Origin of the sequence: Pseudoxanthomonas mexicana (genome assembly GCF_014397415.1) — a bacterium.
Taxonomy (GTDB): domain Bacteria; phylum Pseudomonadota; class Gammaproteobacteria; order Xanthomonadales; family Xanthomonadaceae; genus Pseudoxanthomonas_A; species Pseudoxanthomonas_A mexicana.
In genome coordinates, this window is the sequence record NZ_CP060731.1 from 3443406 (window position 1) to 3457596 (window position 14191).

Genomic DNA, 14191 nt, shown 5'->3' on the forward strand with positions numbered 1-14191 from the left:
GATTCCCGCATGGCCGACCTGATCCTGCGCAATGCGCGCATCACCACGCTCGACACGGCGCTGCCCTCCGCCGGCACGATCGCCTTCGCCGATGGCCGCGTGCTGGCGGTCGGCGACGAGGCCCAGGTGATGGCGCATGCCAACGAAGACACACGCGTCATCGATGCCGGCGGGCGCCGTCTGGTGCCCGGTCTCAACGACAGCCACACCCACCTGATCCGCGGCGGCCTGAACTACAACCTGGAACTGCGCTGGGACGGCGTGCGCTCGCTCGCCGACGCGATGGCGATGCTGAGGGCGCAGGTCGCCGTCACGCCGGCGCCCCAGTGGGTGCGCGTGGTCGGCGGCTTCAGCGAATCGCAGTTCGCCGAAAAACGTCTGCCCACGTTGGATGAGTTGAACGCCGCGGCACCCGACACGCCGGTCTTCATCCTGCACCTGTACGACCGCGCCCTGCTCAATCGCGCCGCCTTGCGCGCGGTGGGCTACACCAAAGACACGCCGAACCCGCCGGGCGGCGAGATCCAGCGCGACCGCGCCGGCAATCCCACCGGCCTGCTGCTGGCCAAACCCAACGCCCTGATCCTGTACGCCACGCTGGCGATGGGACCGAAGCTGCCGGCCGAGTACCAGCTCAACTCCACGCGGCACTTCATGCGCGAGCTCAACCGCCTGGGCATCACCTCGGTGATCGATGCCGGCGGCGGCTTCCAGAACTATCCCGAGGACTACCGGATCATCGAGCAGCTGCACGCCGACGGGCAGCTGACGGTGCGCATCGCCTACAACCTGTTCACCCAGAAGAAGGGCGAGGAGCTGGCCGACTTCCAGCGCTGGTCGAAGATGGTGCGGCCCGGCCAGGGCGACGACCTGCTGCGCCACAACGGCGCGGGCGAGATGCTGGTGTTCTCGGCGGCGGACTTCGAAGACTTCCGCGAGCCACGCCCCGACCTGCCGGCAACGCTGGAAGGCGAGCTGGCGAACGTGGTGCGCTTCCTCGCCGAACAGCGCTGGCCGTTCCGCATCCATGCCACCTACGACGAGAGCATCACCCGCGTGCTCGACGTGTACGAACAGGTGAACCGCGACGTGCCGTTCGACGGCCTGCACTGGATCGTCGATCACGCGGAAACCATCTCGCCGCGCAACATCGATCGCGTGCGCGCGCTCGGCGGCGGCATCGCCATCCAGCACCGCATGGCCTACCAGGGCGAATTCTTCGCCGCACGCTACGGCAACGACGCGCTGCGCCATACGCCGCCCGTCCGGCGGATGCTGCAGGCCGGCGTGCCGGTCGGCGCCGGCACCGATGCCACCCGTGTCGCCAGCTACAACCCGTGGGTGGCGCTGTACTGGCTGGTCAGCGGGCGCACGCTGGGCGGACTGCAGATGTACGGCGACGACAACCGGCTGGAGCGCGAGGAAGCGCTGCAGCTGTGGACGCACGGCAGTGCGTGGTTCTCCACCGAGCAGGAACGCAAGGGGCGGCTGGCGCCGGGCCAGTTCGCCGATTGCGCGCTGCTGTCGGCCGACTACTTCACGGTGGCCGAGGACGACATCCCTGACATCACCAGCATGCTGACGGTGGTCGGCGGCCGCATCGTGCACGGCACGGGACCGTTCGCGCCGCACGCGCCCGCGTTGCCGGCGCCTATGCCGGACTGGTCACCGGTCAACCGCTTCGGCGGCTACCAGGGCGGCACGCTGGCGCAGGCCCGCGCGGCCCTGGCACAGGCGCACGGCCCCGCATGCCGCGTGCATGCGCACGACCACGCGGGCCACCGCCATGCGGCGCACCACGCCGTGCCCACGCGCGACCTGCAGGCGTTCTGGGGCGCGCTCGGCTGCGCGTGCTTCGCGTTCTGAGCATGTCCGCGCCTGCGACTCACGGCCCGTGGTCCCCGCTGGGGCAGCCCACGTTCCGCGCGCTGTGGCTCGCGATCCTGGTCGGCAACATCGGCACGTGGGTCCACGATGTCGCCGCCGCGTGGATCATGGCCGAGACGACCAATTCACCGCTCATGGTCGCTGCCGTGCAGTCGGCCACCACGTTGCCGGTCGTGATGCTGGCCATCGTGGCCGGCACGCTGGCCGACATCGTGGACCGGCGCCGCTACCTGATCCTGGCGCAGCTGTGGATGCTGCTGGTCGCCAGCACGCTCGCCGTGCTTGCCCATCTGGACCGGCTGGGCCCATGGACACTGGTAACGCTGACGTTTGCGCTGGGCATCGGCGCAGCGATGGCGATGCCGGCGCAGCAGGCCACCACGCCGGAACTAGTGCCCAAGCCGATGCTCGGCCCCGCGGTGGCGCTGGGATCGCTGAGCATGAACATCGCGCGCGCGATCGGACCGGCGCTGGGCGGCCTGATCGTGGCACAGGCCGGCATCGCGTGGGCGTTCGCCGTCAACGCGCTGACCTTCCTCGGCGTGGCCGTGGTGTTGTGGCGCTGGCGCCGCATTCCCGTCGCCACCGCACTGCCGCCGGAAACCTTCGGCGTGGCGCTTCGAGCTGGCCTGCGCTATGCCACGCAGGCCAGCGTGCTGCAGGCGGTGCTGGTGAAGGCGGCGGGATTCTTCACCTTCGCCAGCGCCCTCACGGCCCTGCTGCCCATCGTGGTGAAGCAGGACCTGCAGGCAAGCGCAGGCACCTATGGCCTGCTGCTGGGCTGCATCGGCGCGGGCGCGATCGCCGGGGCGATGGTGCTGCCGGGCCTGCGCACGCGCCTGGATCCCGACCGCCTGGTGCTGGTGGCGACGCTTGCCTACGCGGGGTGCACGCTGGGCGTCGCGCTGCTGCGCTGGATCCACCTGCTGTATGCGGTGGCGCTGCTGGCCGGCTTCGCGTGGATCGCGGTGCTGTCCTCGCTGCAGATCGCCGCGCAGACTGCCGTGCCGGCCTGGGTGCGGGCGCGCGCGCTTTCGCTGTACATCGTGGTGTTCTCCGCCGGCATGGCCGTCGGCAGCCTGGGCTGGGGCGCGGCCGCACAGGCCTTCGGAACGCCTGTCGCGCTCGCCGCCGCCGCGGTCGGGACCGCCCTGGCCGCGCTGTTCGGCCTGCGGTTCCGGCTGGGCGAGGCGGCGCGGGTGAACGTCACGCCATCGGGGCACTGGCCGCAACCGATCGTCAGTCCCGAGCTGGAGGACGAGCGCGGCCCGGTGCTGGTGACGGTCGAATACCGCATCGACCCCGCACGGCGCACGACCTTCCTGCAGCGCATGCAACCGCTCGGACGCGCGCGCCGCCGCAACGGCGCGCTGCAATGGGGCGTGGCCGAGGACAGCACGCAACCCGGCGTATATCTGGAGTATTTCGTCGATGCTTCGTGGCGCGAACACCTGCGCCAGCACGAACGCGTGACGGAGGACGAGCGAGCCATCCAGGACGCCTTGCTGGAGACGCTGGCCGACCCCGCGCAGCGCCCCCTGGTACGGCATTTCATCGGCGGCGCACCGGGCGTGGCCCCGCCCTCCGCTGCTCCCGCCCAAGGAGGCCTTGCTTGAACGGAAAATTCATCGCCGGCCTGCTGCTCGGCTTCGCCATCGGTTTCGGCTGCCGTGCGTTCGGCGTACCGGTGCCGGCACCGCCGGTGCTGGTCGGCGCGTTGCTGGTGGTGGCTATGACCAGCGGTTACATGCTGGCCGACCGCGCGCTGGTCCGGCGCGAAGCGCGGCATCGACGCGACTGCGGCGGGCCGACCGGCCACGGCGTGCGGAGCGACAGGCCATGATCACGGCGCTGGTGGGCATCATGCTCGCCCTCGCCATCGGCATCGCCTGCCGCTGGCTCGACATCCCGGTGCCCGCACCTCCGCGTCTGCAGGGTGCGCTGCTGGTGGTGGCGATGACGGCGGGTTTCCTGGCCGCAGACCGATTGCTGGGCTGACAACGGCCCGAACGGAAAAGGGCACGACAGGCGCGCCCTTCCCTTCGCCGCATGGCGACGCTTACTGCATCGTCGGCAGGTCGAACACCAGGACCTCGGCGCCGATGCCACGTTCGATGATGACCAGCGGCTCGTCGCGGTACAGCAGCGCGTCGCCGGCCTTCAGGGCCTGCCCGTTGACGGTCGCTTCGCCACGCGCGATGTGCACGTAACCGAGCCGGCCATCCGCCAGGCGCAGTTCCGCCTTCTCGCTGCCATCGAACAGGCCCGCGTACATGCGGGCATCCTGGTGGATGCTGACCGAGCCGTCGGCACCGTCGGGACTGACGACCAGACGCAGGCGGCCCTGCTTGTCGGTGGCGGGGAACGACTTCTCTTCATACGAGGGCTTCACGCCCTGGCGATCGGGGATGATCCAGATCTGCAGGAAATGCGTGGTGCCGGTTTCGCTGTAGTTGAACTCCGAGTGCTGCACGCCGGTGCCAGCGCTCATGCGCTGCACGTCGCCGGGCACGATGCTGGAGCTGTTGCCCATCGAATCCTTGTGACCCAGTGCGCCCTCCAGCACGTAGCTGATGATCTCCATGTCGCGGTGGCCATGCTCGCCGAAGCCGCGGCCGGCGGCCACACGATCCTCGTTGATGACGCGCAGCGGCCCCCAGTGGACGTGCTTGTCGTCGAAGTAGTTCGCAAAGGAGAAGCTGTGCCAGGAATCCAGCCAGCCATGGTTGGCGTGGCCGCGCTCATGGGCAGGACGGAGGGTGATCATGGCGGAACTCCTTGGAGGTTGGGTGTGGTGCACAGCATGAACATCAACATTCATGGAATAAACAACCAGAATATTTATTGATTGTTCTATTTATGAATATAAGACAATCCGAGCCTCCGCGCGGCAAGCGTAGCGGCAGGCCCGCACACGATCGCGGACATGCGTGCGCCGCCTACGCCCACCGCAGGCTGCGACACGGCGTCGCAGCGCCGGCACGCGGGCACCGATCAGACGGATATTCGATGCGCCATCGCCTGCCGCGTGCATTAAACTTGCGCGGTTTCCGTTAGAGCCGCGTCTTCATGCCCTTCGTCGTCACCGAAAACTGCATCAAGTGCAAGTACACCGACTGCGTGGAGGTCTGCCCGGTGGACTGTTTCCACGAAGGTCCGAACTTCCTTGTGATCGACCCGGACGAATGCATCGACTGCACGTTGTGCGAACCCGAATGCCCCATCAACGCCATCTATCCCGAGGACGACGTGCCTGCGGGCCAGGAAGGCTATGTGGCATTGAACGCGGAACTGTCGCGCGCATGGCCGGTGATCACCACACGCAAGGATCCGTTGCCCGACGCGAAAGAATGGGAAGGCAAGCCGGGCAAGCTGCCGCTGCTCGAACGCTGATCCGCTTCCACGGCGGCAATGAAAAAGGGCGCCGAAGGCGCCCTTTTTCGTTCCAGTGAAGCGGGCGGATCAGCCGCCCAGCTTCGCCTTCAGCGCCGCCAGCAGTTTGGTCGGCGCCGCGCCGGTGGCCGGCAGGCCGCGCGGATCGACTGCCGACACATAGGCACCGGCATCGACCGCACTCACGCGCACCAGGAAGCTGGCGCCCTCGTAGCTGACGTCGTACGTGCCCAGCAGCTGCGCGCGGCTGGCGATGGCCACGCCCTCGATACCGGCCAGCGCCTCACCCACGCGGGTGAACGCTTCATCGCGGCTACCGCCGACGGTAAAGCCGCCCGCGGCATTCGTCGCGGCGCCCGCGGACGACGCGGCCGGACCCACGTTCGGCACCTGCATCGCACCGCTGGTGTTAGGCAGGTTGAGATCCGGCGGCACTTCCAGCGGACGCGCTTCCGGCGCGAGTGCGTAATCGCCCTTGGCGCCCTTCTTGAACCATGAGCAGCCGGCGACGGAAACGACCAGCAGCACCAGGGCCAGCGGACGCACGAGGGAAGACGAATGACGCATGGAGTTCTCCTGGGTTCAGGCCGCGAGATCGTCGCGGCTGGATTGTGCTTCGAGCACCTGCACCAGCGTGGCGAGGCGGTCGGCGGTAGCGATATGGGGGGCGGACAGCGGCAGCAGCGGCAGGCGCAGGCCCTGGCCGAAGCCCGCCCGCTGCAGCAGCGCCTTTACCGGGATGGGATTGGACTCCACCCCGAGGAAGCCGTAGATCTCCTGCAGCTGCGCATCGAGCGCGGCCACGGCGTCGGCCCGGCCTGCGCGGGCCAGATCGCACAGCCGGCGGAAGGTACGCGGCAAGGCGTTGGAGCCCACCGAAATCAGGCCATCGGCGCCGGCCAGCATCGCGCGGCCTGCCGTCGGGTCGTCGCCGCTGAGAATGGCGAATCCATCACGTCGCAACGCGAGCAGCGCCGCCATGCGCTCGGGCTCGGCGCGCGCTTCCTTGATGCCGACGATGCCGGGGTGGTCCACGAGCGCCGCCACGGTTTCGGGCAGCAGGTCGCAGCCGGTCCGGCCGGGCACGTTGTAGAGCACCACCGGCAGGCCGCCCTGGTCGGCGACCGCACGGTAATGCGCAAGCAGGCCTGCCTGGGTCGGACGTACATAGGGAGGCGTCACCACCAGCGCGAACTGCGCACCGCTCGTCTCGGCGCGCCGGGTGGCGGCGATGGTCCTGGCGGTGTTCATCTGGCCGGTACCGGCGAGCACCGGGATGCGCCCGCGCACCTCCTCCACCGCGATCCGCAGCAGGGTGTCGTATTCCTCGTCGGACAGGGCCGCGGCCTCGCCGGTGGAGCCCGCCACCACCACGCCCTGGGTGCCGCCGTCGATCTGCTGCTGGAGCAGCGCGCGCCAGGCTTGCAGATCGAGTTCGCCCGACGCCAGGAATGGCGTGGCCAGTGCGGTGATGCTGCCAGAAAGGTGCAAGGTCGGGCTCTCGGTGGGGATCCGGCGCACCGGAAGCGCCCGTGAGCGCGGTCATCCCGGTCCGCCTGCAATGTCCGCCGCATGTTACTTGCGGGCTCAAAGGGCGGGCAAGTATGCTGCCTGCGTCGTCGGGCCGCTGCCCGGCCGCCATTCAGCCTCACCGCAACGCCGGAAGCTCCTTTGACCGATTCCACGCCCCGGCCTTCGCCGACCGAAAACCACCTGCTGATCACCGCCTACACGACGCATCCGGAATCGCCGCTCCTGTCGGTGACGCGCCGGATCGCCGACAGCGGCTGCAATCTGGTGGACGCCCGGCTGGCCACCGTGGGGCGCGACGTGTCCGTCACGGCGCTGGCCACGGGTTCCTGGGACGCCGTCGCCAAGCTGGAGGCCATGCTGTCGCGCCTGGAGCGCGACGAGGGCCTGAAGCTGGTGTTCTACCGCACCGGGCCGAAGGTGGTGCAGTCCAACCTGCTGCCGTACATCGTGGAAGTGGTGGCGGCCGACAAGCCGGGCATCCTGTTCCAGCTGGCCGACTTCTTCGACCGCCAGGGCATCACCATCGAGAACCTGCAGAGCACGCGCTACCGCGCCATGCAGACGGGTGCGGAGATGTTCTCGGCACAGGTCACCATCGGGGTGCCGGCCAACATGCACATCGCCGCGCTGCGCGACGATTTCCTCGAATTCTGCGACCACCTCAACCTGGACGCGATCATGGATCCCATGAAGTTCTGACGATGACGGCAAAAAGCGCGAACGCCCTGCCCAAATCGACGTTGAAACTGCCGCTGGCGCTGTCCGGCGGCGATACCGCGACCCTCGCCGACTACGCCGGCGCCTGGCTGGTGCTGTACTTCTACCCGAAGGACAGCACGCCGGGCTGCACCACCGAAGGCCTGGACTTCAACGCGCTGCTGCCGGCGTTCAAGAAGCTCAACGCCACGGTGCTCGGCGTCTCGCGCGACTCGGTGAAGTCGCACGACAACTTCTGCGCCAAGCAGGGTTTCAGGTTCCCGCTGGTGAGCGACGCCGACGAAGCGCTGTGCAAGGCCTTCGATGTGATCCACGAAAAGAACATGTACGGCCGCAAGGTGCTGGGCGTGGTGCGCAGCACTTTCCTGATCTCGCCGGACGGCCGCATCGCGCAGGCATGGCGCGGCGTGAAGGTACCCGGCCATGCCCAGGCCGTGCTGGACGCCCTGAAGGCCCACCAGGCCCAGTGACCGAATCCCCTTCCCCTTCACACACCATCCCGCGCCGCGGCGGGTCATGGTGGTTCGCTGCTGTCCGCGGAAAAGTCGCCCGTGTTCACACATCTTCCTCGATGAGGTTGCCCGAATGACCCGTAGCAAGCGTATCTATGTGTTGGACACCAACGTGCTGATGCACGACCCCACCGCGCTGTTCAAGTTCGAGGAACACGACGTCTACCTGCCGATGCAGGTGATCGAGGAACTGGACAACGGCAAGAAGGGCACCTCCGAAGCGAGCCGCAACGCGCGGCAGGTCAGCCGCTTCCTCAACGAACTGGTCCAGGCATCGGGCCTGGACAACCTGGCCGACGGCATCCCGCTGGTGCAGCCCAGCGGCCTGCAGCTGCGCAACACCAGCAGCGCCGGCCTGCTGCGCTTCCAGACCAGCCACTTCGAGGCGGGCAAGAGCTTTGGCGCGGTGATCCCCGACAACGCCATCCTCGGCGCGATCCTGGCCCTGAAGGAAGAACACCCCGAGATCCCGGTGGTGTTCGTCTCCAAGGACATCAACCTGCGCATCAAGGCGGCCATCGCCGGCATCGTGTCGGAGGACTACGAGAACGACCGCGCGCTGGACGACTTCAGCCTGCTGTACACCGGGGCGACCGCCCTGCCGGCGGACTTCTGGCAGCGCCACGGCAAGGACCTGCGGTCGTGGACCGACAAGGGCCGCACGTACTACGAAGTGACGATGGCCGAAGACGCTGGCTGGTATCCCAACCAGTACCTCTACCTGCCGGGCGACGACGAATCCGAGTTCCGCGTGGCGCGGGTGGAGGGCGACAAGGCCACGCTGCAGATCGTGGACGACTTCCGCCACAGCCAGCACGCGGTGTGGGGCATCAATGCGCGCAACCGCGAACAGAACTTCGCGCTCAACGCGCTGATGGACCCGGAAGTCGACTTCGTCACCCTGCTCGGCACCGCCGGCACCGGCAAGACCTTGCTCGCGCTGGCGGCCGGCCTGGCGCAGACGATGGACCAGCAGCGCTACCGCGAGATCATCATGACCCGCGCCACCGTCAGCGTGGGCGAGGACATCGGCTTCCTGCCCGGCACGGAAGAGGAAAAGATGACGCCGTGGATGGGCGCGCTGACCGACAACCTGGAAGTGCTGACCCACAACCAGGAAGGCGGCGCCTGGGGGCGCGCGGCGACCAACGACCTGCTCGCCTCGCGCATCAAGATCCGTTCGATGAACTTCATGCGCGGGCGCACGTTCCTGTCGCGCTACCTGATCCTCGACGAGGCGCAGAACCTCACCCCCAAGCAGATGAAGACGCTGATCACGCGCGCGGGCCCGGGCACCAAGATCGTCTGCCTGGGCAACGTGGAGCAGATCGACACGCCCTACCTGACGGAGACGACATCCGGCCTGACCTACGCGGTGGACCGCTTCAAGAACTGGGCGCACAGCGCGCACATCACGCTGCGGCGTGGCGAGCGCTCGCGCCTGGCGGACTACGCGTCTGAAGTGCTTTAAGCGGACGCGATCGCCGACGTCATGGGCCTTCACCTCCCCCGCTGGGTCTGGATCGGTGCCGTCGCGCTGGCCTGCGTGGCGGGCATGGTCAACGTCATCGGCTACCTGGGTTTCGAACACCAGGCGGTCAGCCACCTGACCGGCACCACCAGCCTGCTCGGGGCCGCGCTCGCGCAGGGCGACCTGCGCGCGATCGTGCACCTGTGGGGCATGCTGATCGCCTTCTGCGTGGGCGCGATGCTGAGTGGGCTGGTGATCCAGGACCAGACGCTGAAACTGGGACGCCGCTACGGGGTGGCGTTGGCACTGGAGGCGGCGCTGCTGCTGCTCGCGATTCCCCTGTTCAAGCAGCAGCAGATCTGGGGCGCGCTGCTGGCCGCGATGGCCTGCGGACTGCAGAACGCGATGGTCACCACCTACAGCGGCGCGGCGGTACGCACCACGCACCTGAGCGGCATGTTCACCGACCTGGGCATCGGCCTGGGGCACCTGCTGCGTGGCATGCCATTGCCGATGCGCCGGCTGACGCTCAGCGGCCTGATCATCAGCGGCTTCCTGGGCGGTGGCGTACTGGGGGCGTGGTTCTATCGCCACTGGGGTTACGACGCGCTGCTCGCGCCGGCACTGCTGACGGGAAGCACCGGCATCGGGTACGTGCTGTACCGGCAATGGGTGCAGGCCGGACAGACGCCGCCCTGACGCGCAGGCCGGCGCGCGGATGGCACAATCCACGCATGACTTCGCCTTCCGTGGTTTCCGCCCTGACCATCGCCGGCTCCGATTCCGGCGGCGGCGCCGGCATCCAGGCCGACCTCAAGACCTTCGCCGCGCACCGCGTGCACGGGCTGTCCGCCATCGCCGCACTCACGGCGCAGCACACGCGCGGCGTGACTGCGGTGAACGTGCCGCCGATGGATTTCCTGCGCGCGCAGCTGGACGCCTGCTTCGACGATTTCGACATCCACGCGGTGAAGCTGGGCATGCTGGCCACGGCCGAAGTGATCGGCGTGGTGGCCGACGCCCTGCACGCGCATCGCCCTGCCGCCGTCATTGTCGATCCGGTGATGGTCGCCACCAGCGGCGCCAAACTGCTGGAAGACAGCGCCCTGCAGGCGATGCGCATGCAGCTGCTGCCGCTGGCGCACGTGGTGACGCCGAACCTTCCCGAGGCCGAGCTGCTGCTGGGCCGCGCCATCGCCGACGCGACCGCCATGCGCCAGGCCGCACGCGATCTGCTGGCGCTGGGTGCGCGGGCGGTCTTCCTCAAGGGCGGACACCTGCCCGGCGACGCCGACGTGGTGGACCTGTACTGCGACGAGAGCGGTCTTGCCGAGACATCGCATCCGCGCCTGCCGCTGGAGGCGCATGGCACCGGCTGCACGCTGGCATCGGCCATCGCCGCGCGCCGCGCGCAGGGCATGCCGATGAAGGAGGCGTGCCTGGCCGCGTCGGATTACGTGCACGCCGCATTGCGCGGCGGCTACCGGCCCGGACGCAGCGACATCCTGGTCCTCGACCACGTCGGAGCCGCGCCGCGCGCATGAACGTCACCGAACGGCAGGTCGTGCAGGAAGACATCGCCCTGCAGGCACAGGACGGCCATGCCTGCACGCTGATCGCCTGCATCCCCGCGCAGGCCTCCTCCGCCCTGCTGTGGATCCCGGCGCTGGGCGTCGCGGCGCGCCACTATCTGCCTTTCGCGGCGTTGCTCGCCGGGCGGGGCATGGCGGTATTCGTGCACGAATGGCGCGGCAATGGCAGCAGCTCGCTGCGCGCCGGACGGCGCAACGATTGGGGCTACCACGAACTGCTGGGCACGGACCTGCCCCTCAGCCACGCGGCGCTGCAGGCCCGGCTACCGGACATTCCTCACCGCATCGGCGGCCACAGCCTGGGCGGACAACTCGCCGCCTGCCACCTGGGCCAGCATCCCGATGCCTTCGCCGGGCTCTGGCTGGTCGGCAGCGGTACGCCCTACTGGCGCACGTTTCCCACGCCTCGCGGCTACGCATTGCCGTTCTTCTACCGGTTCGCGCCCTGGCTGGCGCGCGCCTGCGGTGCCTTGCCGGGACGGCGGCTGGGCTTCGGCGGCGATGAAGCACGCAGTCTCATCGCCGACTGGGCACGCGTGGGGCTCAGCGGCCGGTATCGCGCCGCCGGCTGGCCGGTCGATCTGGAAGCGGGGCTGCGCCGGGTCCGCACGCCGATCGACGGGGTGCTGTTCGACGACGACTGGCTTGCACCGGAAAGTTCGTTGCGCGCGCTGATGGCGAAGATGCCCGACGCACCGGCCCGCGTCCACACGTTGCATCACGCCGCCCTGGGCACGCGCGCGGACCACTTCGCGTGGATGAAGCAGCCGCAGGCCGTCGTCGACGCGCTGCTGTCCTGAGCCGGCTCAACACCCCACGACGATGCAGTCGCGTCCGCGCGCCTTGGCCCGATACAGCGCGGCGTCGGCGCTGTTGACCCAGTCCGACACCGAGGCGATGCCCGGATGGCACTCGGACAGGCCGATGCTGACCGTACAACGCAGGCCGCGTGTGGAGAAGGCGAAGGCCGCGACCTGCCGGCGCAGCCGTTCCGCCGCCACGATGGCTTCTTACCAGCGCGTGTCGGGCATGACCACCCCGAACTCGTCGCCGCCATAGCGCCCGGGCGTATCCACGTCGCGCAGGCAGGCCTTCAGCAGGCGCGCGAACTCCTCGACCACCTCGTCGCCGATCGTGTGGCCGTAGCCATCGTTGATGTCCTTGAATCGGTCGATGTCGATCAGCACCAGTACGCCGGCGCGCCCCGATCGCTGGAAACGCTTCAGTTCGTGGGTGGCCGCATGCAGCCACTGCTGGCGGTTCATCAGGCCGGTGGCCGCGTCGAAGCGCGCCATCTTTTCCAGCAGCGTCTTCTGCTTGCGTGCCCTGCGTGCCAGCGCGTGGGTGGCCACGCCGATCGCCATGGGGTACACCGCCAGGAACGGCAGGCAGGCCAGCACCACCGGGTAGCTGGTGCGGGGATCGAACGCGAACCCCCAGGCGGCGCTCGCGGCCAGGCAGGTGGCCGCCATCGCGGCCAGCGTCCGGCGGGCGAAGCGACCGCCGCCGATGATCACCTTGTCCATCGTCAGCATGACCGCCAGCAGCACGCTGGGCAGCGCATCGAACTGCATCGCCGCGATCCAGAAGCCGCCCATCGCGGCGTCGAAGGTCAGGTTCTGGTACTCCGCCTGCAGCGGATCGTCGCGGCGCGCCCTGACCCGCAGATAGGCCAGGTGCGGCCAGGCGAACCCATGGGCCACCAGCAGGCCCCACAGCGCCGGTGAGGCGCCGTGCTCGTGAAGCACGGCCGCCACGCAGATCGCACCCAGCCCCAGCCCCACCGCACGCATGAGGTACATGCGCCGGCCGTAGCGCGAGCGGTTCTGTTCCGCCAGGTGGAGCGCAGCATCCAGGGGCAAAGCGGATCCGGACGGCAAGGGATGGCGCGATTCTCGGCCAATCGCGTTCCCGCCGCCAGCCCGCGGCATGCGGTCGCGGCGCGTGCGGGCAGCGGCCCGTCTGCGCCGATGGAACGATCACGCCACGGGATAGCCCTGCGGGTTCTGCGACTGCCAGCGCCAGGCATCGCGGCACATCGCCTCGACGCCCAGTTCGGCACGCCATCCCAGCGTCCGCTGGGCCAGCGAGGGGTCGGCGTACACCTCGGCCACGTCGCCTGGGCGCCGCGCGACCACCTGATAGGGGATCCTGCGCGCCGCCGCCTGCGTGAACGCCTCCACCAGCTGCAGCACGCTGACGCCCTGCCCCGTGCCCAGGTTGACGGTGAGGCTGCGGCGTTCGCGCACCAGGAAGTCCAGCGCATCGGCATGCGCGCGCGCCAGGTCCATCACGTGGATGTAATCGCGCACGCCGGTGCCGTCGACGGTGGGCCAGTCGCCGCCGAACACGCTCAGCCGGTCGCGCCGCCCCACCGCCACCTGGCAGATGTACGGCATCAGGTTGTTGGGGATGCCGGTGGGGTCCTCGCCGATCAGGCCGGACGCGTGGGCGCCTACCGGGTTGAAATAGCGCAGGTTGGCGGCATGGAATCCGGCATCGCTGCGGCACAGGTCGCCGATCAGCTCTTCCATCACCAGCTTCGTGCGCCCATAGGGATTGGTCACCTGCAGGCGCGCATCCTCGCGCACAGGGACGTGGTCGGGATCGCCGTAGACGGTGGCCGATGAGCTGAACACCAGCCGGTCTACGCCGGCCTCGCGCATGCCATGCAGCAGGTTCAGCGTGCCGCCGATGTTGTTGTGGAAGTAGTCCAGCGGACGTTCGCACGACTCGCCTACCGATTTCAGCGCCGCGAAGTGCACCACGGCATCGAAGGCCTGATGGGCGAAGAATCCCGTCACCGCATCCCGGTCCCGCAGGTCCAGCGGCTGGAACGGCACCGGCCGCCCGGTGATCTGCCGCAGGCGGGCCAGCACGCCCGGCGAACTGTTGCTGAAGTTGTCGGCCACCACGACATCGTGGCCGCGCTCCACGAGCACCACGTAGGTATGCGCGCCGATGTAACCGGCGCCGCCGCACAGCAGGATCCGCATCTCGACTCCCCCGGTCGCAGGTCGTCCCGCCATCCGGGCGGGCGATCATCCGCTGTTACGCAGGTCGTGGCGATATCAGGCCAATGCGTG

The 14191-nt window shown here is 68.9% G+C and carries 15 protein-coding genes and 1 pseudogene; 11 read left to right on the forward strand and 5 right to left on the reverse strand.

Annotated features, from left to right (window positions below; translation table 11 throughout):
- The first annotated feature begins 9 nt into the window (after nt 1–9).
- From IAE60_RS16130 to IAE60_RS16145, 4 genes are read left to right on the forward strand one after another with little or no spacing between them, the layout of a single operon-like run.
- Nucleotides 10–1866: an amidohydrolase gene (locus IAE60_RS16130; protein ID WP_187574785.1), complete on the forward strand. Its 1857-nt coding sequence runs from the start codon at nt 10–12 to the stop codon at nt 1864–1866.
- A 2-nt stretch (nt 1867–1868) separates the two neighbouring features.
- A complete protein-coding gene (locus tag IAE60_RS16135) occupies nt 1869–3503 on the forward strand; it encodes an MFS transporter (RefSeq protein ID WP_187573021.1) in 1635 nt (544 codons plus the stop codon).
- Nucleotides 3500–3730: a XapX domain-containing protein gene (locus IAE60_RS16140; RefSeq protein WP_185896581.1), complete on the forward strand. Its 231-nt coding sequence runs from the start codon at nt 3500–3502 to the stop codon at nt 3728–3730. The genes IAE60_RS16135 and IAE60_RS16140 overlap by 4 nt, the downstream gene beginning before the upstream one ends.
- The gene (locus IAE60_RS16145; protein WP_162110887.1) at nt 3727–3885 is read left to right on the forward strand and encodes a DUF1427 family protein; all 159 of its coding nucleotides are present in this window, start codon (nt 3727–3729) and stop codon (nt 3883–3885) included. The genes IAE60_RS16140 and IAE60_RS16145 overlap by 4 nt, the downstream gene beginning before the upstream one ends.
- A 61-nt stretch (nt 3886–3946) precedes the next feature.
- Here IAE60_RS16145 and IAE60_RS16150 read toward each other — a convergent pair whose 3' ends face one another.
- Nucleotides 3947–4654, reverse strand: coding sequence for a pirin family protein (locus IAE60_RS16150; RefSeq protein ID WP_187573022.1), 708 nt, complete (start codon nt 4652–4654; stop codon nt 3947–3949).
- A 302-nt stretch (nt 4655–4956) separates the two neighbouring features.
- On the opposite strand from IAE60_RS16150, the gene fdxA reads away from it, so the two are divergent.
- On the forward strand, nt 4957–5280 hold the full coding sequence (fdxA, locus tag IAE60_RS16155; protein WP_162110889.1) for a ferredoxin FdxA: 324 nt from the start codon (nt 4957–4959) through the stop codon (nt 5278–5280).
- A 69-nt stretch (nt 5281–5349) separates the two neighbouring features.
- Here the strand turns inward: fdxA and IAE60_RS16160 are convergent, their stop codons facing one another.
- On the reverse strand, nt 5350–5847 hold the full coding sequence (locus IAE60_RS16160; protein ID WP_185896583.1) for a hypothetical protein: 498 nt from the start codon (nt 5845–5847) through the stop codon (nt 5350–5352).
- A 15-nt stretch (nt 5848–5862) separates the two neighbouring features.
- Nucleotides 5863–6771, reverse strand: a complete 909-nt coding sequence (dapA, locus tag IAE60_RS16165) for a 4-hydroxy-tetrahydrodipicolinate synthase (protein ID WP_187573023.1) — start codon at nt 6769–6771, stop codon at nt 5863–5865.
- 180 nt (nt 6772–6951) lie between these two features.
- On the opposite strand from dapA, the gene IAE60_RS16170 reads away from it, so the two are divergent.
- The 6 genes from IAE60_RS16170 to IAE60_RS16195 all read left to right on the forward strand — a co-directional run bounded on the left by IAE60_RS16170 (nt 6952) and on the right by IAE60_RS16195 (nt 11905).
- The gene (locus IAE60_RS16170; protein ID WP_056881142.1) at nt 6952–7512 is read left to right on the forward strand and encodes a glycine cleavage system transcriptional repressor; all 561 of its coding nucleotides are present in this window, start codon (nt 6952–6954) and stop codon (nt 7510–7512) included.
- Nucleotides 7513–7514: 2 nt separating this feature from the next.
- Nucleotides 7515–8000, forward strand: a complete 486-nt coding sequence (locus IAE60_RS16175) for a peroxiredoxin (RefSeq protein ID WP_187573024.1) — start codon at nt 7515–7517, stop codon at nt 7998–8000.
- A 115-nt stretch (nt 8001–8115) separates the two neighbouring features.
- Entirely contained in the window at nt 8116–9513 is a 1398-nt protein-coding gene (locus IAE60_RS16180) for a PhoH family protein (RefSeq protein ID WP_187573025.1), read from the forward strand.
- Nucleotides 9514–9534: 21 nt separating this feature from the next.
- The gene (locus IAE60_RS16185) at nt 9535–10212 is read left to right on the forward strand and encodes a YoaK family protein (RefSeq protein ID WP_185896585.1); all 678 of its coding nucleotides are present in this window, start codon (nt 9535–9537) and stop codon (nt 10210–10212) included.
- Between the two features lie 35 nt (nt 10213–10247).
- The gene (gene thiD, locus IAE60_RS16190; protein ID WP_187573026.1) at nt 10248–11057 is read left to right on the forward strand and encodes a bifunctional hydroxymethylpyrimidine kinase/phosphomethylpyrimidine kinase; all 810 of its coding nucleotides are present in this window, start codon (nt 10248–10250) and stop codon (nt 11055–11057) included.
- Nucleotides 11054–11905: an alpha/beta hydrolase family protein gene (locus tag IAE60_RS16195; RefSeq protein WP_187573027.1), complete on the forward strand. Its 852-nt coding sequence runs from the start codon at nt 11054–11056 to the stop codon at nt 11903–11905. Before thiD ends, IAE60_RS16195 begins: the two co-directional genes overlap by 4 nt.
- 6 nt (nt 11906–11911) lie before the next feature.
- Here the strand turns inward: IAE60_RS16195 and IAE60_RS16205 are convergent.
- Both IAE60_RS16205 and galE read right to left on the reverse strand, forming a co-directional pair.
- Nucleotides 11912–13036, reverse strand: a pseudogene (locus IAE60_RS16205) (diguanylate cyclase).
- 48 nt (nt 13037–13084) lie between these two features.
- Entirely contained in the window at nt 13085–14101 is a 1017-nt protein-coding gene (gene galE / locus IAE60_RS16210; protein WP_187573030.1) for a UDP-glucose 4-epimerase GalE, read from the reverse strand.
- Nucleotides 14102–14191: the final 90 nt, after the last annotated feature.

Coding starts and splice junctions, on each gene's coding strand:
- IAE60_RS16130 (WP_187574785.1), top strand. CDS start 10: ATGGCCGACCTGATCCTGCGCAATGCGCGCATCACCACGCTCGACACG.
- IAE60_RS16195 (WP_187573027.1), top strand. CDS start 11,054: ATGAACGTCACCGAACGGCAGGTCGTGCAGGAAGACATCGCCCTGCAG.
- IAE60_RS16175 (WP_187573024.1), top strand. CDS start 7,515: ATGACGGCAAAAAGCGCGAACGCCCTGCCCAAATCGACGTTGAAACTG.
- IAE60_RS16180 (WP_187573025.1), top strand. CDS start 8,116: ATGACCCGTAGCAAGCGTATCTATGTGTTGGACACCAACGTGCTGATG.
- IAE60_RS16150 (WP_187573022.1), bottom strand. CDS start 4,654: ATGATCACCCTCCGTCCTGCCCATGAGCGCGGCCACGCCAACCATGGC.
- galE (WP_187573030.1), bottom strand. CDS start 14,101: ATGCGGATCCTGCTGTGCGGCGGCGCCGGTTACATCGGCGCGCATACC.
- IAE60_RS16145 (WP_162110887.1), top strand. CDS start 3,727: ATGATCACGGCGCTGGTGGGCATCATGCTCGCCCTCGCCATCGGCATC.
- IAE60_RS16185 (WP_185896585.1), top strand. CDS start 9,535: ATGGGCCTTCACCTCCCCCGCTGGGTCTGGATCGGTGCCGTCGCGCTG.
- fdxA (WP_162110889.1), top strand. CDS start 4,957: ATGCCCTTCGTCGTCACCGAAAACTGCATCAAGTGCAAGTACACCGAC.
- thiD (WP_187573026.1), top strand. CDS start 10,248: ATGACTTCGCCTTCCGTGGTTTCCGCCCTGACCATCGCCGGCTCCGAT.
- IAE60_RS16135 (WP_187573021.1), top strand. CDS start 1,869: ATGTCCGCGCCTGCGACTCACGGCCCGTGGTCCCCGCTGGGGCAGCCC.
- IAE60_RS16160 (WP_185896583.1), bottom strand. CDS start 5,847: ATGCGTCATTCGTCTTCCCTCGTGCGTCCGCTGGCCCTGGTGCTGCTG.